Annotated in this window: 18 protein-coding genes; 16 read left to right on the top strand and 2 right to left on the bottom strand. The window is 46.5% G+C overall.

What is annotated here, in order from left to right:
- The 5 genes from EOO49_RS03405 to EOO49_RS03385 all read left to right on the top strand — a co-directional run.
- Positions 1-202 (top strand): hypothetical protein (locus tag EOO49_RS03405; RefSeq protein WP_290842745.1); only part of this gene is annotated, 202 nt, incomplete at its 5' end.
- A 351-nt stretch (positions 203-553) separates the two neighbouring features.
- Positions 554-3,103 carry a TonB-dependent receptor gene (locus EOO49_RS03400; RefSeq protein ID WP_290842743.1) on the top strand — a complete coding sequence of 850 codons (2,550 nt, stop codon included), beginning with the start codon at positions 554-556 and terminating at the stop codon, positions 3,101-3,103.
- Positions 3,104-3,178: 75 nt separating this feature from the next.
- On the top strand, positions 3,179-3,514 hold the full coding sequence (locus tag EOO49_RS03395; protein WP_290842741.1) for a hypothetical protein: 336 nt from the start codon (positions 3,179-3,181) through the stop codon (positions 3,512-3,514).
- Positions 3,515-3,808, top strand: coding sequence for a hypothetical protein (locus tag EOO49_RS03390; protein WP_290842739.1), 294 nt, complete (start codon positions 3,515-3,517; stop codon positions 3,806-3,808). It begins immediately after the preceding gene.
- A 1-nt stretch (position 3,809) separates the two neighbouring features.
- Entirely contained in the window at positions 3,810-5,369 is a 1,560-nt protein-coding gene (locus EOO49_RS03385) for a PepSY domain-containing protein (protein WP_290842737.1), read from the top strand.
- 50 nt (positions 5,370-5,419) lie between these two features.
- Here EOO49_RS03385 and EOO49_RS03380 read toward each other — a convergent pair whose 3' ends face one another.
- On the bottom strand, positions 5,420-5,761 hold the full coding sequence (locus EOO49_RS03380; protein WP_290842735.1) for a membrane-binding protein: 342 nt from the start codon (positions 5,759-5,761) through the stop codon (positions 5,420-5,422).
- A gap of 227 nt (positions 5,762-5,988) precedes the next feature.
- The gene (locus EOO49_RS03375) at positions 5,989-6,969 is read right to left on the bottom strand and encodes a TlpA disulfide reductase family protein (RefSeq protein ID WP_290842733.1); all 981 of its coding nucleotides are present in this window, start codon (positions 6,967-6,969) and stop codon (positions 5,989-5,991) included.
- Between the two features lie 942 nt (positions 6,970-7,911).
- Here EOO49_RS03375 and aspS point away from each other — a divergent pair.
- From aspS to nuoH, 11 genes are all read left to right on the top strand, one after another.
- Positions 7,912-9,663, top strand: a complete 1,752-nt coding sequence (aspS, locus tag EOO49_RS03370; protein ID WP_290842731.1) for an aspartate--tRNA ligase — start codon at positions 7,912-7,914, stop codon at positions 9,661-9,663.
- A gap of 128 nt (positions 9,664-9,791) precedes the next feature.
- Complete coding sequence (locus EOO49_RS03365) at positions 9,792-9,989, top strand: cold-shock protein (RefSeq protein ID WP_290842729.1); 198 nt, start codon at positions 9,792-9,794, stop codon at positions 9,987-9,989.
- Between the two features lie 390 nt (positions 9,990-10,379).
- Positions 10,380-10,745 (top strand): NADH-quinone oxidoreductase subunit A, encoded by a 366-nt coding sequence (locus EOO49_RS03360; protein WP_290842727.1) that lies wholly within the window; start codon positions 10,380-10,382, stop codon positions 10,743-10,745.
- A 75-nt stretch (positions 10,746-10,820) separates the two neighbouring features.
- On the top strand, positions 10,821-11,378 hold the full coding sequence (locus EOO49_RS03355) for an NADH-quinone oxidoreductase subunit B (protein WP_290842725.1): 558 nt from the start codon (positions 10,821-10,823) through the stop codon (positions 11,376-11,378).
- 5 nt (positions 11,379-11,383) lie between these two features.
- Positions 11,384-11,914 carry an NADH-quinone oxidoreductase subunit C gene (locus EOO49_RS03350; RefSeq protein ID WP_290842722.1) on the top strand — a complete coding sequence of 177 codons (531 nt, stop codon included), beginning with the start codon at positions 11,384-11,386 and terminating at the stop codon, positions 11,912-11,914.
- Positions 11,915-11,916: 2 nt separating this feature from the next.
- Complete coding sequence (locus tag EOO49_RS03345; RefSeq protein ID WP_290842721.1) at positions 11,917-13,152, top strand: NADH-quinone oxidoreductase subunit D; 1,236 nt, start codon at positions 11,917-11,919, stop codon at positions 13,150-13,152.
- Positions 13,153-13,225: 73 nt separating this feature from the next.
- Positions 13,226-13,780 carry an NAD(P)H-dependent oxidoreductase subunit E gene (locus tag EOO49_RS03340; RefSeq protein ID WP_290842719.1) on the top strand — a complete coding sequence of 185 codons (555 nt, stop codon included), beginning with the start codon at positions 13,226-13,228 and terminating at the stop codon, positions 13,778-13,780.
- The gene (gene nuoF, locus EOO49_RS03335) at positions 13,755-15,119 is read left to right on the top strand and encodes an NADH-quinone oxidoreductase subunit NuoF (protein WP_290842717.1); all 1,365 of its coding nucleotides are present in this window, start codon (positions 13,755-13,757) and stop codon (positions 15,117-15,119) included. Before EOO49_RS03340 ends, nuoF begins: the two co-directional genes overlap by 26 nt.
- A 116-nt stretch (positions 15,120-15,235) precedes the next feature.
- Positions 15,236-15,682 carry a hypothetical protein gene (locus EOO49_RS03330; RefSeq protein WP_290842715.1) on the top strand — a complete coding sequence of 149 codons (447 nt, stop codon included), beginning with the start codon at positions 15,236-15,238 and terminating at the stop codon, positions 15,680-15,682.
- Positions 15,683-15,761: 79 nt separating this feature from the next.
- Complete coding sequence (locus EOO49_RS03325; protein ID WP_290842713.1) at positions 15,762-16,805, top strand: 2Fe-2S iron-sulfur cluster-binding protein; 1,044 nt, start codon at positions 15,762-15,764, stop codon at positions 16,803-16,805.
- Positions 16,805-17,857 (top strand): NADH-quinone oxidoreductase subunit NuoH, encoded by a 1,053-nt coding sequence (gene nuoH / locus EOO49_RS03320; protein ID WP_290842711.1) that lies wholly within the window; start codon positions 16,805-16,807, stop codon positions 17,855-17,857. The genes EOO49_RS03325 and nuoH overlap by 1 nt, the downstream gene beginning before the upstream one ends.
- The last annotated feature ends 41 nt before the right edge of the window (positions 17,858-17,898 follow it).

The following is a 17,898-nucleotide window of genomic DNA, read 5'->3' as shown; positions in this document are numbered from 1 at the left end:
CGGCGAGGCAAAAGTAAGCCCCGCTGGCAGGCGACGAATCAAAATCAAAGCCTGCGGCAGCGCAGCTGCCGAAAAACACCAAAAAAAGCGAAGCTTTTTTATTTACGCTTCGAGAGCGAAAAAAATTTCCGGCTTCACAGTAACTGATGAAGAAAAAAGATTTTTGCGGCTAAAAAGAAATAGCCCGGATGACGGCAACTAGCCTTTTGCAGAAAAAACCGAATTTTTCTTGACTTGAAACAGCGACCAACGGAAGCTCGTTTCAAGCCATAGAAAAACCGGTTTTTGCAAAAAAGCTAGTGCCAGTCAGCCGGAAAAAGCTCAAAAAATAAATTTTACAAAAAACGTTACGCCAAAAAAGAGCAAAAATCCCAAAATCAAAAAGAAAACACACAGGTTTTTAAGATATGATTTTTGAATTTCTCTTTAATCGGTTAAAAAAATATCAGATTATAAAAAAATAAACATATTTCTATCTTATTTAGAATAAATAAAAATAAACTTGCTGAAATGGGATTCGGGTTTTAGTTTTGCACTCGAAAAATTAAACCTCATGAAATCTATTTCACTCAAACATTTCCTTTTCGTCTTGTCGGTTATGTGCTTTGCTGCCACAGGCTCTGCTCAAACGGCGACGATCAAGGGACAAGTTTCACTTGGTACAGGCGTGACTGCTGACAACGTTTCTGTGGTGCTCAAAAACACGCAAATCGGAACGGTTACGGATCAAGCCGGAAACTTCGAAATCAAGAACATCAAACCCGGAAATTACGTTTTGCGCGTTTCCCTTGTCGGATTCGGCACAAAAGAAAAAAACGTCACGGTCGAAGCCGGATCTGAAATCGTCGAAAACTTCGAACTGGTTTCTTCCAGCGAGCAATTGGAAGACGTGACCATCGAAGGCCACAAAGTGAACAAATTCATGCGCAAGGAAAGCGCCGTGGTTTCGAAAATGCCTTTGAAAGACATCGAGAATCCGCAGGTTTACAACACGATTTCGGCCGAAGTCTTGAAAGAACAAAACATCACCAACTTCGACGACGCGTTGAAAAATGCACCTGGAATCGACAAATTGTGGGAATCCACAGGTCGCGGCGGAGACGGTGCGGGTTACTTCTCGCTTCGCGGGTTCGCGGTTCAGCCGACGATGGCCAACGGACTTCCATCGCTTACGAACGGAAGCCCTGATCCGGCGAACGTCGAGCGCATCGAAGTTGTGAAAGGTCCATCCGGAACGCTTTTCGGAAGCTCTCTAATTTCTTACGGAGGTTTGATCAACGTGACCACGAAACGTCCTTACAGCACTTTTGGCGGGTCTGTTTCTTACATAGGCGGAACTTATGGTTTGAACCGCGTGACACTTGATGTAAACAATCCAATCGGTTCAGCGGGAAAAGCTGCCGCGAGGATCAACGCCGCTTACCATAGCGAGGCAAGTTTTCAGGATGCCGGTTTCAAACGTTCGGTTTTTATCGCGCCGTCGTTCACTTACAACCATAGCGACAAACTTTCGTTCTTCGTGAACACGGAATTCTTCAACGGAAAATCGACCAACCAAACCATGTTGTTTCCAGACCGCGGCTCGGTTTTGCGCTACAATTCCGTAGCGGAACTCGGTTATGACAACGAGCGCTCTTACACGAGCAACGACCTTTATATGGAAACGCCCACGTTCAACCTTCAAGGAATCATGTCGTACAAGATCAATGACAAATGGACGTCACAAACGGCTGTTTCGCGTTCATCGTCGCGTTCGGAAGGTTATTATTCCTACCTGTACGAAGGAACGTCCACCATTTCTGCACAACTTGTCGCCCAAGGTCAACCAGAAATTACACAGGGTTCAATCTTTGCGCGTTACACAAGTCGTCAGAATTACGAAAAAGTCGGATTGGACGTGCAACAGAATTTCATCGGCGAATACAACATCGGCTTTGTGAAGAACAAATTCATCGGTGGTGTCGAATATTTGAATCTTAATACGATCGACAACAGCACAGGTTACGGCGCCCACGGCTTTGTAAACATCGGTGTCGATCCGACTTATTTCGCGGCTTTCGCTCCTACTTTGAACGCTTTGTATAGTATTCCGATGAGTTCGACGCCAGACGACACGGGCGTTTTGACACAAGATGGTGCCGATGCCGGAATCGCTGCTTTGGCGGTTTTCCCTGGCTTCCCGCAGAATCCAAGCACGAATCCTTACCGCACGAAACAAGAAGTTTTCTCGGCTTATGCTTCGAACATCTTTTACTTTATGCCGAATTTGTCTGTCATGGCAAGTCTTCGCGCCGACCGTTTCAGCAATAAAGGCGATATCACGACAACATCTGACGATCACAACCAAACGGCTTTCTCTCCAAAATTCGGTGTGGTTTACCAACCGATTCAGGACAAAGTGGCCATTTTCGCCAATTACATGAACGGATTCACGAATGTCGTTGGTGTAAATGACGTCGTAAACGGAGCAAACGTCGGGCGTTCGTTCGACCCGGAGCACGCCAACCAATTTGAATTCGGTGTAAAATTGAACGGATTCAGCGATCGTTTGACCGCCACGGTAAGCTATTACGACATTCAGGTTGACGACCGCGTTTATTTGACCTACGTCGACAACGGAACACTTTTCCCTGACCAGATCAACGTTCAGAACGGAAAACAACGCAACAAAGGCTTCGAAGCCAGCATCACCGCAAATCCAATCGACGGTTTGAACATCTTGGCCGGTTACAGCTACAACGACAGCCGACTCGAGGAAGGCGATGCAGATTTCCTGGGACGACGTCCGGAAAGTGCCGGTCCGCGCAACTTGGCGAACCTTTGGGCGAGCTATCGTCTGACAGCAGGAAAACTGCAAGGACTTGGCGCCGGATTCGGTTTGAACTACGGAAGCAAGAACGCGATCATGAACAGAAATTTGGCCGGAACGCTCTACCTGCCGGAATATACAGTGTTGAACGCATCGATTTTTTACCAGAAATCTGATTTCACTATCAACCTGAAACTCGACAATTTGACCGACGAAGAATATTACAAAGGTTGGTCGACGATCAGTCCGCAACGCCCTCGCGTGTTCTCGGCCGGAGTTTCTTATAATTTTTAATGCAAATTTGGTTAGTTATGCCAAGGCCTCGATTCGCGTCGGGGCTTTCGCGCTGACGTAAATACAGGAATTTCTATGATCACGATTGGAACATTTTTGGCGTTTTTGGGTTTTTTGGCCGGATACAACACATCCGCGAAAGCGATTTTGACAGGCGATTCGAAACTCGAACTTTGGTTTCGCAGCAATTCGGCAAACGCCAAGACAGGCGGACTTTTGCTGTTGGTTGCTTCACTGATGCTCGTAATCATGCAGAAAGGCATCGGCGCCGGAAGCTTTATGTTTTTCGTGATCCTGATGACCGTGGCGAGTCTTGTCGTACTTTTGTCGCCTCTAAAAATCCTGAACCTCAAAACGGCTTTGATCGTTTTTGTGTTTTTGTTTGTTGTGGAAATGTCAAACCTCGTCTAAATGCCAGCAAATCCTAAATACCTCACTCCGGCTTTTTGGCCAAGATTCGCCAAGATTTCGGCCGCGATTCTCGGCAGTTATTTCGTGACGCTCACTTTTCACATGATGTTTATCGCGTGGTTCGACCGTCCGACGGTTTTGATCACGACGGCCTACACCGGATTTTTGATGTGGGTAACGCTCATGATCGTGACTTTCATCGCCAAAAGCGGATGGAAAATGTGGGCGCTTTATCTCGTTCTAAGCCTGATTTTTGGCGCTATCACTTACGCCGGAACCATTTACACTATCTGACATGGAAAACCGCAAGTACAATATTTTCTTCCACCTTCACACCGTGAGCGGCATCGTGATCAGTGCGGTTTTGTTCGTGATTTTCTTCGCCGGATCGTTCGCGTTTTTCCGGGACGACATCAACAATTGGCAACACAACCAATCGGCGGCTGACAACGAATATCTTTTGCCGACTGCCAATTTCAAGAAGACACTTTTCACGTTGGATACGGCATTCGTCATGCAAGGCCGAACGGTGGAATTCTCGCGTCCTTATGCCGAAAATTTCATCGTGGCGCACATGGATCCGACGTCGGATTCGCTGGCTGACAAGAAAGCGCGCATTCACGAATATGTTTATTTTGACGCCCGAAAATCGAAATTCCAGACTTACGAAGAAGGTTATGCGTTGGGCGAATTCTTGTACCGACTGCATTTTCTGGCGCAAATCCCTTATCCGTATGGCTATTACCTCGCCGGATTCACGGCTTTGTTCTTCCTTTTCGCGATCATCACCGGCGTTTTGGTACATTGGAAAAAGATCGTTTCCCACTTTTACACTTTCCGTCCGAAAGAGAAACTCAAGACGTTGTGGACCGACGCTCATACGGCTTTGGGAATGATAGGATTGCCGTTTCAGTTCGTCTATGCGTTGACCGGAGCTTTTTTCCTGATCAACATTTTCCTTGTCGCGCCAAGTGTCGGATTGTTCTACGGAGGCGATTCTGAAAAACTTTACGCCGATTTGGGTTACATGAACCACAGGGTCGAATTTGCCAACAAACGCATTTCGGCTTTGCCCGATATGGACGCGCTGGCCAAAACTGCCGAAGCCCAATTTCCCGATTTTCACCTGACGGCGTTGGAAATTCAGCATTACGGAGACGCGAACATGCGGATTATCGCTAAAGGAATGCTGGACAAATCCCAGAAAATGTCAAGCGTCGGCCGTGTCGTTTTTGATTCTGACGGAAAAATCCTGGCAAAACAAGATCCTTACGAAACGACTTCGTATCTCGATACGACGCGAAATTTACTGTACAAATTGCACTACGGCGATTATGCGGGTTACTCGATGAAAATCGTGAGTTTTATCTTCGGACTCATCACTTGTTTCGTGATCATTTCGGGCGTGATGCTTTGGCTTGTGGCGCGTGACAAAAAGAAATTGGACGAGAAAAAACGCCGTTTCAACAACGCTGTCGTAAGAATTTATCTCGCGATTTCGATGACGATGTTTCCGATTACGGCCGCGACTTTCCTCGCCGTTAAGCTTTACGCTGCCGCGGATATGACGTTCCTTTACAGCTTCTATTTCATCGGATGGCTTTTGCTCGTAATTGGATTCTTGTTGAAAAGAAGTCTCGCGTTCACCACGAAATACAATTTGCTTTTGGGAAGCATTCTCGGATTTTTGGTTCCGATCGCAAACGGAGTCGCAACCGGAAATTGGTTCTGGAAAGCGCTTTCGAACGACATGTTCTCGATGTTTTTCGTCGACGTGCTTTGGATCGGGCTTTCGTTGCTTGGCCTTTATTCTTTCTTGCGAACCAAGAAATCCCAACGGACACAACTTTCGTAACTAAAAAAGGCTGCCCAATCGGACAGCCTTGTTCTTGTTTACAAATACTATTAGTTTTTCGCTACTGCCTGATTCCAGCTGTGAACCGCCGAAACGCGGCTGCCAGAGTAATCGACTTCGCTCAATGATTTCTCGTTCCAGAAGAACCACTTTCCGGTTTTTTCACCGTTCGTGTATTCTCCCATTGCTTTCTTGTTTCCGGTAGCGTCGTAGGAAATCCATTTACCTTCGGCTTTGCCTTCCTTGAAATATCCTTGTTGGGCAATCTGTCCGTTATCGTGGAAATAGGTAGCTTTAACCATTTGGCCGACAGCCTCGAGCTTTGGCTCTTTTTCTTGTGCTGAAACAAAAGCCGAAACCAACATAGCCGCTGCAATAAAGTACTTTTTCATTATAGTAGGTTTTTTGGGAATTCTTTGCAACATTCTCAAGTCTATGGGAAACGTGTGAAAGAATTCGTGGTTAATATTCAATCTGAAACAAAAATAGAGAACCACTTTACACTAACCAAACTTTTGCTTAACAATTTGGTAACATTGAATAAAACTTAACATTGGAAAACAAAAAACCCAGCATTTACGCCGGGTTTCCGTTATTCGAAAAAAATTACTCCGATTTTTTATTTCACCAAAGTATCCAATTTGGCGACCAAAGTTGGGTCGGATGGACGCGGTGCATCGGCATCGACAACTTTTCCGTCTGGTCCAATAAGGATGAAACGCGGGATCGATTGGATTCCGAAAGCGACAGCCCAGTCTGAATTCCAGTCTTTGTCAGCCATTACTTGAGTGCCGCCGAGTTGTTTTTCAGATACGAAATTCTTCCATTTGTCGTGATCTTTTTGGGCATCGATAGAAACACTTACGAACTCGATGTTTTTGCCGTGGTATTTTTCCTCCACTTTTTTCAAGCTTGGGATTTCGGCTCTACACGGTCCGCACCAAGTTGCCCAAGTGTCGATATAGACATATTTTCCTTTCATCGCTGAAAGTTTTGTCTTTCCGCCTTTGTGGTTTTCGTATTCGAAATCAGGAGAAGCCGTTCCGACGAGTTTTGCCTGAGCCGCTTTGGCATCGAACATTTTTTGCAAACTGGCTTTGTTTTGCGCCAAACCGGCCGTCATTTGCGTACGGAATTGCTCGTTCACCTCTTTGTTGGCGAGTTTGGAAGCTACGTCAGCGGACAATTTATCGAACCCGGCCAAAAATCCTTGTTGGTCGCCTTTCTCCATTAGCGGCTCCAATTTTTCCTGTTCAAGTGCCAAATAAGCCAAAATGTTGCTCTCGGCAGCACCTTTTCCTGTGTATTTGATGGTTTCATCAAACATTTTGGCGTCCATCTTCAATTTGATGTCCGAGCCCGGAGTAAGGTAAAGTTGTGTCGTTTCCACGCCGTCTCCCAAGTTGTAAAAACCTTGTGGCGCTTCGAATGTATCGGAGAATTTTCCGTCTTTTCCTTTGATGACTTTTTTGAAATTACGGCCTGCGATCACAATGGAATCGGAGTTGCGATTGGCGATCTCGGCGGCGAATTTCACTTTGGTTTCCTGAGCATACATTGCCGCGGAAGCCAGAAACAGACCTAATACTAGTTTCTTCATATGTTGTTGGATTTTTTACAGAGACGTAAAAATAGTGTTTAATATGATTTGGTGATTTCGTTTTGGGAAAAAAGTCTTTGCGAGATAATAGATGAAAGACGGATAGATGAAAGACGGATAGATGAGACTGATGGACAACAGACGCATTTGCATCGTGATCGGAACTTTTGCGATTTAGACTTGAGATTTGGATTTTGGTTGCGGTGTCAGTTGGGTGGAATTAGTCCCGACAGCTATCGGGATGGGATTTGAATAGAACAACGAACAATGAATAACGAATATTGATTGTCGAACTGGAAATAGCCCCGATGCAAGCGGTTAGCCTTTTGCCGGAAACGGCTTGGTTTTTCACGGCTGTGGCAGCGACCGCAGGAAGCTCGCCTCAGCCGTAGAAAAAACCGGCGTTTGCAAGAAAGCTAGAAGCGGGCAGCGGGATTTTGCTCCTAAAAATAAACGTCAGAAAGAACGATCGGACGTCGCTTTTCAGACACCTACATTTAACCTTTTTTACAGATTTTCTGTAATCAAGTCATCGCGGAATTTTGTAGGGATAAACACCGGCCCCTTCCCTGAAGGTAAGATCGGGATTTTGGAAATATGTCGGTTACAGAAAAAATGTACTTTTTGTTAAAACTGATTCCGACTGAAGCTCAAATTCCGCCCAGAAGCAAACCGCCACTTTGCATAATATTCGCTAGTCGCTTTTTCAGAAACTTACATTTAACCTTTTTTACAGATTTTCTGTAATCAAGTCATCGCCGAATTTTTTAGGGATAAACACCGGCCCCTTCCCTGAAGGTAAGATCGGGATTTTGGAAATATGTCGGTTACAGAAAAAATGTACTTTTTGTTAAAACTGATTCCGACAGAAGCTCAAATTCCGCCCAAAAGCAAACCGCCACTTTGCACAATATTCGCTACTTTTGCACCAAATTTTTCAAAATGTACAGAAGCCATAACTGCGGGGAACTCAAAGCCTCGCACATCAATACAGAGGTTACGCTCGCCGGTTGGGTGCAAAAATCGCGCGACAAAGGTTTTATGTCGTGGGTAGATTTGCGCGACCGATACGGAATTACGCAGCTTATTTTCGATTCGGAACGCACCGACAAAGCCGTTTTCGAACAAGCACGCTCGTTGGGTCGCGAATTCGTGATCCAGGTGAAAGGCAAAGTGATCGAGCGCGAGTCGAAAAACCCGAACATGGCCACCGGCGACATCGAAATCCTGGTTTCTGAACTCAACATTTTGAACGAAGCACTTTTGCCGCCATTCACGATCGAGGACGAAACCGATGGAGGCGAGGAACTGCGAATGAAATATCGCTATATCGACATCCGAAGAAATCCTGTGAAGAACAGTTTGCTGTTTCGCCACAAAGTTGCGATGGCCGTAAGAAATTACCTTTCGGGCAAGGATTTCTGCGAGATCGAAACGCCTTACCTTATTAAATCGACTCCGGAAGGTGCGCGCGATTTTGTCGTGCCTTCGCGCATGAATCCGGGACAGTTTTATGCTCTTCCGCAATCGCCCCAAACCTTTAAGCAACTTTTGATGGTAGGCGGAATGGACAAGTATTTCCAGATCGTGAAATGTTTCCGTGACGAGGATTTGCGCGCCGACAGACAACCTGAATTTACACAGATCGACTGCGAAATGGCATTTGTCGAGCAAGAAGATATTCTGGACACTTTTGAAGGTTTGACACGTCATCTTCTCAAAGAGATCAAAGGCATCGATGTGGACAAATTTCCGCGGATGACGTACGATCACGCGATGAAAACGTACGGAAACGACAAGCCGGACATTCGTTTTGGGATGGAATTCGGGGAACTGAATCAAGTCGCGCAACAAAAGGAGTTTTCGGTTTTCAATTCGGCTGAACTTGTCGTGGGAATCGCGGCTCCGAATTGCGGCGAAATGACGAGAAAAGAAATCGACGCTTTGATCGAATGGGTGAAACGCCCTCAAGTTGGCGCAAGCGGAATGGTTTATGTGAAATGCAACGCGGACGGCACTTTCAAATCGTCGGTGGACAAATTCTACGATCAGGACGATTTGGCAAGTTGGGCAAAAGCGACCGGAGCCAAAGCCGGCGACATGATCTTTATTTTGTCGGGCAAAGCCGATAAGACCAGAACGCAACTTTCGGCCTTGAGAATGGAACTCGCCACGCGTTTGGGCTTGCGAAAACCAGACGAATTCGCACCGCTTTGGGTTGTTGATTTCCCGTTGTTGGAATTTGACGAGGAAAGCGGACGTTATCACGCGATGCACCATCCGTTCACGTCTCCAAAACCAGAAGACATGCACTTGCTTGAAACCGATCCGGGGAAAGTTCGCGCCAATGCTTACGACATGGTTTTGAACGGAAACGAGATTGGCGGCGGCTCGATCCGTATCCATGACAAAGAAACGCAGGCTTTGATGTTCAAATACCTCGGATTTACTGAGGAAGAAGCGCGTTACCAATTCGGATTCTTGATGGACGCATTCCAATTTGGCGCTCCGCCTCACGGTGGTTTGGCCTTTGGACTCGACCGTTTGGTGGCAATTTTGGGCGGACAGGAAACGATCCGCGATTTTATCGCTTTCCCTAAGAACAATTCGGGTCGCGACGTGATGATTGACGCGCCTTCGAACATCAATCCGGCTCAACTTGACGAGTTGCAAATCAAACTCAACACAAAATAAAAAATCGGCAAGAATTGATACCGTTTACCTGATTTTTGATAATAATTAATTTTTTTTTAACGCTGTTAACATTTGTTTGGGCATAAAGTATAAATTTGTTTGCATTAACAATTTTATTCGTTTCAACAATGCGTACAGGTACAATCAAATTTTACATTGAATCCAAGGGATATGGATTCATCACAGATGACGAGACAGGAAGAGATATTTTTGTTCATGCATCAGGCGTAAGAGCCGAAAATCTTAAAGAAGGCGACAAAGTGAACTTTGAGGAAGAAGATGGCCGCAAAGGAAAAATCGCCGCTCAGGTAACGTTAGTAAGATAATCTCCATAGTTTATTTTTACAAAATTCGGCGCTTCATAAATGGGGCGCTTTTTTTATTTCGTTGTTCAAAATTCAGATTCAGTTCCAATTTTCATTCGGACAATCTTTTTCTGATCACTTTCCCATGTTGTTTTATCCGACGAAAAGCACGTAGCAATCGACCCAATTCCGAAAAAGCAAAAAAATATCGGTCTTGAACAAATCCCAAAGCGAAATTTCAAGATTGCACCAAAGCGAAAAAACCTCCAAATTTTCATTTCCCGACAATCTGCATCCGTGTTATTTATAATGAATAAAAATTAGCTTGTAATCAGGCGCGGAGGCTTGGTTTCGTTGTTTTTTTCTACACATGCGGTTATCTTTGCAGTTATTCAAAAGCGGATTTTTCTTATGGAAAGCACCCAAACCGATTACCTACCTATCCTGATGCAAATGGGATTGGCCGTTGGATTCGTAGTCTTGACGATCATAGCCTCATCATTTCTAGGGCCAAAACGCAAATCACTCAACAAGGACAAGAACTTCGAATGCGGCGTCGAATCTATCGGTAACGCGCGTATCCCTTTTTCGGTAAAGTACTTTCTTGTCGCGATTTTGTTCGTGTTGTTTGACGTCGAGGTCATCTTTATGTATCCTTGGGCGACGAATTTCAAAGCGATGGGACTTGAAGGTCTTATCAAGATGTTCATCTTCATGACAATCCTCATTACCGGTTTCGTTTATGTGATCCGCAAAAAAGGCCTTGAGTGGGAATAAGATTTTAACCGACGGAAGAAATGAAAGAGATCGATGCAGCAAAAACTTCTTTCCGTTAAACAAAACAATTCAGAAATGGAAGATTCTTCAAAAAAAATAAACACCAACGCTCCAATGCCGGACGGTTATTCGGGAGAAGGTTTTTTCGCCACGAAACTTGACTCTGTCGTAGGTATGGCGCGTGCCAATTCGCTTTGGCCGTTGCCGTTTGCCACTTCGTGCTGCGGAATCGAATTCATGGCAACCATGGCGTCTCACTATGATGTGGCGCGTTTTGGTTCGGAGCGTATGAGTTTTTCGCCCCGTCAAGCGGATATGTTGCTCGTCATGGGAACGATCGCCAAGAAAATGGCCCCGATCCTTCGTCAGGTTTACGAACAGATGGCCGAGCCAAGATGGGTAATTTCTGTCGGAGCTTGCGCTTGTTCGGGCGGAATTTTCGACACTTACTCTGTACTTCAGGGCATCGACAAGATCATTCCGGTAGACGTTTACGTTCCGGGTTGTCCGCCAAGACCGGAGCAGATTCTCGACGGAATCCTTCGCTTGCAGGATTTGGTCAGAACAGAATCGGTACGACGCAGAAGCTCACCTGAATATCAGGAACTACTCGCCTCTTATAACATTTCCTAATCAAGATGGCTCTAGAACAGAATACAATCATACAATCGCTTTCGGAACGCTTCGGCGCCTCGGTCAGCGATTTCGTTCAAATACACGACATCCTGACTTTCGAGGTCGATTCAGAATCGATCCTTGACGTGATGGGCTTTTTGAAAGACGACGCGACGTTGCGTTTCAACTTCCTTACAGACGTTTGCGGAATGCACTTTCCGGACGCGGACAAAAGCCGACAATTTTCCGTCGTTTACCACATGCACAATTGGATCGACAATGTCCGCATCCGAATCAAATGCTATCTCAACGGCGACACTCCTGAAATCGACAGCGTGACTTCTTTGTTCCTTGGAGCGAACTGGCAGGAACGCGAAACTTACGATTTCTACGGAATCATCTTCAAAGGGCATCCGCAACTCAAGCGAATCCTGAACATGGACGAGATGGTTTCGTTCCCGATGCGAAAAGAATTTCCTATGGAAGACGGCGGTCGTACCGACAAAGACGACCGTTTCTTTGGACGAACAACCGATAATCACACCAAAGCGTAGTTATGTCAGATTTGCTTTTACCACCAGAACAACGCTTTGGCGACATCATCAAACGTCACGAGAACGAGGACGGAAGCGAGCTTTCGGTCTTGAACCTCGGCCCGACGCACCCGGCAACCCACGGGATTTTCCAGAACATTTTGTTGATGGACGGAGAACGAATCCTCGACGGCGAAGGAACCGTCGGATATATTCACCGCGCTTTCGAGAAAATTGCCGAAAACCGTCCGTTTTACCAGATTACGCCACTTACCGACCGCATGAACTATTGTTCGTCTCCAATCAACAATTTCGGTTGGTGGATGACAGTCGAGAAAGTACTCAATATCGAGATCCCGAAACGCGTCCAGTACATGCGAGTGATCGTGATGGAATTGGCGCGCATCGCCGACCACATCATCTGCAACTCGGTTTTGGGCGTTGACACCGGCGCACTTACAGGCTTTTTGTACGTGTTCCAATACAGGGAAAAAATTTACGAGATCTACGAGGAAATCTGTGGCGCGCGCTTGACGACGAACATGGGAAGAATCGGTGGTTTCGAACGTGATTGGACGCCGCTTGTGTTCGAGAAAATCGAAACGCTTCTCAAGGAATTCCCGCCAATCTGGCAAGAGTTCGAGAATCTTTTGGTCCGCAACAGGATCTTTATGGATCGCACGATCGACGTAGGTCCGATTTCTGCCGAAAAAGCGATCTCTTACGGATTCACAGGCCCGAATCTGCGCGCCGCCGGAATCGACTACGACATCCGAGTCATGCAACCTTATTCGTCCTACGAAGATTTTGAGTTCGATATTCCCGTCGGAAAATCAGGCGATACTTACGACCGTTTCTGCGTTAGGAATGCAGAGGTTTGGGAATCGCTGAAAATCATCCGACAAGCCATCGATAAAATGCCCGAAGGTCCGTATCACGCCGATGTTCCCGATTATTACCTTCCGCCAAAAGAAGACGTTTACCACAATATGGAAGCGCTTATCTATCACTTCAAGATCGTGATGGGAGAAGTTCCGGTTCCGGTAACCGAAGTCTATCACGCGGTAGAAGGCGGAAACGGTGAACTTGGATTTTACCTTACGACAGATGGAAGCCGTACGCCTTATCGCCTGCACTTTCGCCGTCCGTGCTTTATCTATTATCAGGCGTTCAACGACATGGTTCAAGGACAGATGTTGTCTGACGCCATTGCGACGCTTTCGAGCCTAAATGTTATCGCCGGCGAGCTCGACGCCTAAGTAAGTGTTGAGAATTGAGTATTGAGAACAGTCCAAATCTCGTATCTCAATACTAAAGACTAAAGACTAAAAAATGGATCATTCTATCAGAATACATCAAGACATAAACATCACCGACGCTTTGATGACGCGCATCAACGAGTTGTTCAGCCATTATCCGGACGACAAGCGCAAATCTGCCTTGCTGCCGATCTTGCACGAAGTCCAGGATGCGCACGACAACTGGCTTTCGGTTGAGTTGATGGACAAAGTGGCAGCGATCATCGGCATCAAACCGATCGAGGTTTACGAAGTCGCGAGTTTTTATACGATGTACAACCTCAAACCGATCGGGAAGTACATGTTCGAGTTTTGTCAGACGTCTTGCTGCGCGATCAACGGAGTCGAGAATCTGATGGACTACACGTGCGAAAAGCTCGGAATCCAAAACGGACAAACCACGCCAGACGGACTTTTCACCATAAAAGGCGTAGAATGTCTGGGCGCTTGCGGATACGCTCCCATGATGCAACTCGGGGATTTCTACCACGAAAACCTGAATCCGACGAAGATCGACCAACTCATCGAAGATTGCCGCGCAGGCAAAATCAACATGACAAACCATGGCACAGAAGATATTACTAGATAAAATCAACGTTCCGGGAATAAAATCCTACGAAGTCTATCGCCAGAACGGCGGTTACGCTTCTGTGGAAAAAGCCCTCAAAATGACGCCGGACGAAATCGTCGAGGAAGTGAAAACTTCCGGGCTCCGCGGACGCGGTGGCGCGGGTTTCCCTGCCGGAATGAAATGGTCGTTCATCGACAAGAAATCGGGCAAACCGAGACATTTGGTGTGCAATGCCGACGAATCTGAACCCGGAACTTTCAAGGACAGATATTTGATGGAATATATTCCGCATCTTTTGATCGAGGGAATGATTACGTCTTCGTTCGCTTTGGGCGCGAATCTTTCCTACATCTACATCCGCGGCGAATACATGTGGGTTTTCCGCATTCTTGAAAAAGCGATTGCAGAAGCAAAAGCAGCAGGTTGGCTAGGAAAAAACATCAAAGGTTCAGGTTACGATTTGGAACTTTACGTTCACGTTGGCGCCGGCGCTTACATTTGCGGCGAGGAAACCGCACTGATCGAGTCGCTCGAAGGCAAACGCGGAAATCCACGAATCAAACCGCCATTCCCGGCCGTTTCAGGTTTGTGGTCGAATCCGACAGTCGTCAATAATGTCGAAACGATTTCGGCCGTGCCTTGGATCGTGATGAATTCAGGTGCCGATTACGCAAAGATCGGAATCGGAAGATCGACGGGAACCAAATTGATTTCAGCTTCGGGACACATCAAAAACCCAGGCGTTTACGAAATCGAAATGGGATTGTCGGTTTACGAATTCATGAACTCCGATGAATATCTTGGCGGAATGTCTTCAGACCGACCGTTGAAAGCGTTCGTTCCCGGAGGTTCATCGGTGCCAATCTTGCCAGCCAATCTTATTTACAAAACAGCTTTGGGCGAAGACCGCCTCATGACATACGAATCGTTGGCCGACGGCGCGTTCACAACCGGATCATCAATGGGTTCAGGTGGATTCATCGTATACAACGACACTTCTTGCATAGTTCGAAATACCTGGAATTTCTCGCGTTTCTACCACCACGAATCTTGCGGACAATGTTCACCTTGCCGCGAAGGAACAGGCTGGCTCGAGAAAGTCCTGCACAGGATCGAGAACGGCCACGGACGCGAAGAAGACATCGATTTGTTGTGGAGCATCCAAGCCAAGATCGAAGGAAATACGATTTGTCCGCTTGGTGATGCTGCGGCTTGGCCGGTTGCGGCTGCGATCCGTCACTTCCGCGATGAGTTCGAATACCACGTGCGCTTCCCTGAAAAAGTGAAAAACAGAGATCATTTTACAGAAGAGCCGTTTGAGAAAGTCAAACATTTGGTCGCTAAGGAAGTGATTTAAAAATGAGGAAAAACGTTCTTATAATTTTACTGTTTTGTTGTTTCGGACTTTGCGCACACGCTCAAAAATTTGACGGATACGTGGTCACGAATGAGAATGACACCATAAAGTGTAAGTTGTTTGCTCCAACCAATCCATTTGACGAAAAGTTGGTTGCGATCTACTCTATTCACGATAAGATCAAAATCTTGACCGATAAGGGCGAAACGAAAAAATACACGACAAAAGACCTGAAAAGTTTCCTGATCAAAGGGACAAAATTCGGGGATTTAAAATGGGTAAGCCTCGAGCAAGACGGCCGTAAACGCTTCTATCACGAAGTACAAGCCGGAAGGTTGATGTTCTACCGGTTTTACAAAGGTCCGCCGGCAATAGGAATTGGTTTTGGACTCAAAGATGGAAAATTCGTTGAGTTGCAAGGAAGGGAATTAAGGCAGCGATTAGGAGAATTTATAGCTGACTATCCGGAATTACACAGTAAATGGATGGACTCCGACAAATATTACAAGCCGAGGGAACTCGAAGATGTTATAAAGTTATATAACGATCATTTTAAGAATTAAACATTTGGTAGCGAAAGTTACCGTATAAGTTGACAGCTGTCTGGAATACTACCAACTGCCGCAACTAATCACTAAGAATATGAAAGTAACAATAGACGGTCAATCGATAGACGTCGAACCAGGAACCACAATCCTGCAGGCGGCTCGTATGATCGGAGGCGAATCTGTTCCTCCGGCCATGTGCTATTACTCCAAACTCAAAGGTAGCGGCGGTAAGTGTCGCTGTTGTTTGGTCGAGGTTTCAAAAGGTTCGGAAGCCGATCCGCGTCCTATGCCGAAACTCGTCGCTTCTTGCGTAACGGGCGTCATGGACGGAATGGAAGTGAACAGTACGGCATCAGAAAGAGTGACCGATGCGCGAAAGGCCGTGACCGAATTCCTGTTGATCAATCACCCGCTCGATTGCCCGGTTTGCGATCAGGCAGGCGAATGTGATCTGCAGAACCTGAGTTTCAAGCACGGAAAATCCGAAACGCGGTTTATCGAGGAAAAAAGAACATTCGAGCCAGAGAACATCGGCCCGAACATCCAACTTCACATGAACCGTTGCATTTTGTGCTACCGTTGCGTGATGGTGGCCGACCAATTGACTGACGGACGCGTACACGGCGTCGTGGACAGAGGCGATCACTCGAACATTTCGACTTGCTTGTCAAAAGCGATCGACAATGAATTTTCGGGTAACATGATCGACGTTTGCCCGGTTGGCGCTTTGACCGACAAAACATTTAGATTCAAGTCTCGCGTTTGGTTCAACAAACCTTTCAACGCACACAGAAATTGCGACAAATGTTGCGGAAAAACAACCGTTTGGATGTTCGGAAACGAGATTCAGCGCATTACCGGACGCAAAGACGAATTCCACGAAGTCGAGGAATTCATTTGCAACTCTTGCCGTTTCGACCACAAGGAAGTAAGCGACTGGGTTATCGAAGGGCCGCGCCGTTTCGAAAAAGATTCGGTTATCAACGCCAACAATTACACGCGTAAAATCGCTCCTGTCGTTATCGAGACCGAAGAGAAAATCCTTCTCGGACGCGACCAGGACAGAGTTAAGATTTCGATGGCGTCGCGACCGTTGCGCCCCGAAGAACAAGAAGTATTTAAAGAAGGAAACGTATAATGGATCAGGCAATCATCATAGAAAAGTCGATTTTCATCTTCTCGATTTTCGCCATCACCATGTTGGCGGCGATGTATTCGACTTGGGCCGAACGCAAAGTGGCCGCTTGGCTTCAGGATCGCATCGGACCGAACCGTGCCGGAACTTTCGGGTTGCTGCAACCGCTTGCCGATGGTCTCAAACTTTTCTCGAAAGAGGAATTTCTTCCGAACACGCCAAACAAATTTTTGTTCGTAGTCGGGCCGGCCATTTCGATGAGCGTGGCCTTGATGACAAGTGCCGTCATTCCTTGGGGTGACAAACTCGTGATCGGCGGACGCGAAGTGATTTTGCAGGCAACCGATATCGATGTTTCGATTCTTTACGTATTTGGGGTTTTGTCGGTGGGAGTTTACGGAATCATGATTGGCGGATGGGCTTCGAACAACAAATTCTCGTTGATGAGTGCGATGCGCGCCGCGTCCCAAATGATTTCCTACGAGATCGCCATGGGAATGTCGCTGATCGCTTTGTTGATGATGAGCGGCACTTTGAGCTTGAAAGAGATTTCGATCCAACAAGCCGGAATGAACTGGAACGTGTTCTATCAGCCACTTGGTTTCATCATCTTTCTGGTTTGTTCGTTCGCCGAAACCAACCGCACGCCTTTTGACCTTGCGGAATGTGAGGCCGAATTGATTGGAGGTTATCACACTGAATACTCGTCAATGCGAATGGGATTCTACTTGTTCGCCGAATACGCGAGTATGTTCATTTCGTCCACGATTTTGGCCGTGCTTTATTTTGGCGGGTACAATTATCCGGGAATGGAATGGGCAATCGAGAATTGGGGCGTAAATGCCGGAAACAGTATTGGAATCATCGTTTTGTTCATCAAGATATGCGCGTTCATCTTCTTCTTTATGTGGGTAAGATGGACGATCCCGAGATTCAGATACGACCAGTTGATGCGTTTGGGTTGGCAAGGTTTGATTCCGTTGGCAATCGCTAACATCGTGATTACGGGATTGGTGATGGTGAGACACGAACTTGCCGCCGCACTCGGATTTTGATAGCTCGTTCAAGAAAGAACTAAAATCGCGAAAGCGAATTA

It is taken from the genome of Flavobacterium sp. (assembly GCF_004295795.1).
In the GTDB taxonomy this organism is placed as follows: Bacteria; Bacteroidota; Bacteroidia; order Flavobacteriales; family Flavobacteriaceae; genus Flavobacterium.
The sequence above is the reverse complement of the archived record's forward strand: the minus strand, read 5'-3'. Positions and strand labels throughout refer to the sequence as shown.

Coding starts and splice junctions, on each gene's coding strand:
- EOO49_RS03325 (WP_290842713.1), top strand. CDS start 15,762: ATGAAAGTAACAATAGACGGTCAATCGATAGACGTCGAACCAGGAACC.
- EOO49_RS03355 (WP_290842725.1), top strand. CDS start 10,821: ATGGAAGATTCTTCAAAAAAAATAAACACCAACGCTCCAATGCCGGAC.
- nuoF (WP_290842717.1), top strand. CDS start 13,755: ATGGCACAGAAGATATTACTAGATAAAATCAACGTTCCGGGAATAAAA.
- EOO49_RS03380 (WP_290842735.1), bottom strand. CDS start 5,761: ATGAAAAAGTACTTTATTGCAGCGGCTATGTTGGTTTCGGCTTTTGTT.
- EOO49_RS03385 (WP_290842737.1), top strand. CDS start 3,810: ATGGAAAACCGCAAGTACAATATTTTCTTCCACCTTCACACCGTGAGC.
- EOO49_RS03365 (WP_290842729.1), top strand. CDS start 9,792: ATGCGTACAGGTACAATCAAATTTTACATTGAATCCAAGGGATATGGA.
- aspS (WP_290842731.1), top strand. CDS start 7,912: ATGTACAGAAGCCATAACTGCGGGGAACTCAAAGCCTCGCACATCAAT.
- EOO49_RS03390 (WP_290842739.1), top strand. CDS start 3,515: ATGCCAGCAAATCCTAAATACCTCACTCCGGCTTTTTGGCCAAGATTC.
- EOO49_RS03395 (WP_290842741.1), top strand. CDS start 3,179: ATGATCACGATTGGAACATTTTTGGCGTTTTTGGGTTTTTTGGCCGGA.
- EOO49_RS03345 (WP_290842721.1), top strand. CDS start 11,917: ATGTCAGATTTGCTTTTACCACCAGAACAACGCTTTGGCGACATCATC.
- EOO49_RS03360 (WP_290842727.1), top strand. CDS start 10,380: ATGGAAAGCACCCAAACCGATTACCTACCTATCCTGATGCAAATGGGA.
- EOO49_RS03350 (WP_290842722.1), top strand. CDS start 11,384: ATGGCTCTAGAACAGAATACAATCATACAATCGCTTTCGGAACGCTTC.
- EOO49_RS03375 (WP_290842733.1), bottom strand. CDS start 6,969: ATGAAGAAACTAGTATTAGGTCTGTTTCTGGCTTCCGCGGCAATGTAT.
- nuoH (WP_290842711.1), top strand. CDS start 16,805: ATGGATCAGGCAATCATCATAGAAAAGTCGATTTTCATCTTCTCGATT.
- EOO49_RS03340 (WP_290842719.1), top strand. CDS start 13,226: ATGGATCATTCTATCAGAATACATCAAGACATAAACATCACCGACGCT.
- EOO49_RS03400 (WP_290842743.1), top strand. CDS start 554: ATGAAATCTATTTCACTCAAACATTTCCTTTTCGTCTTGTCGGTTATG.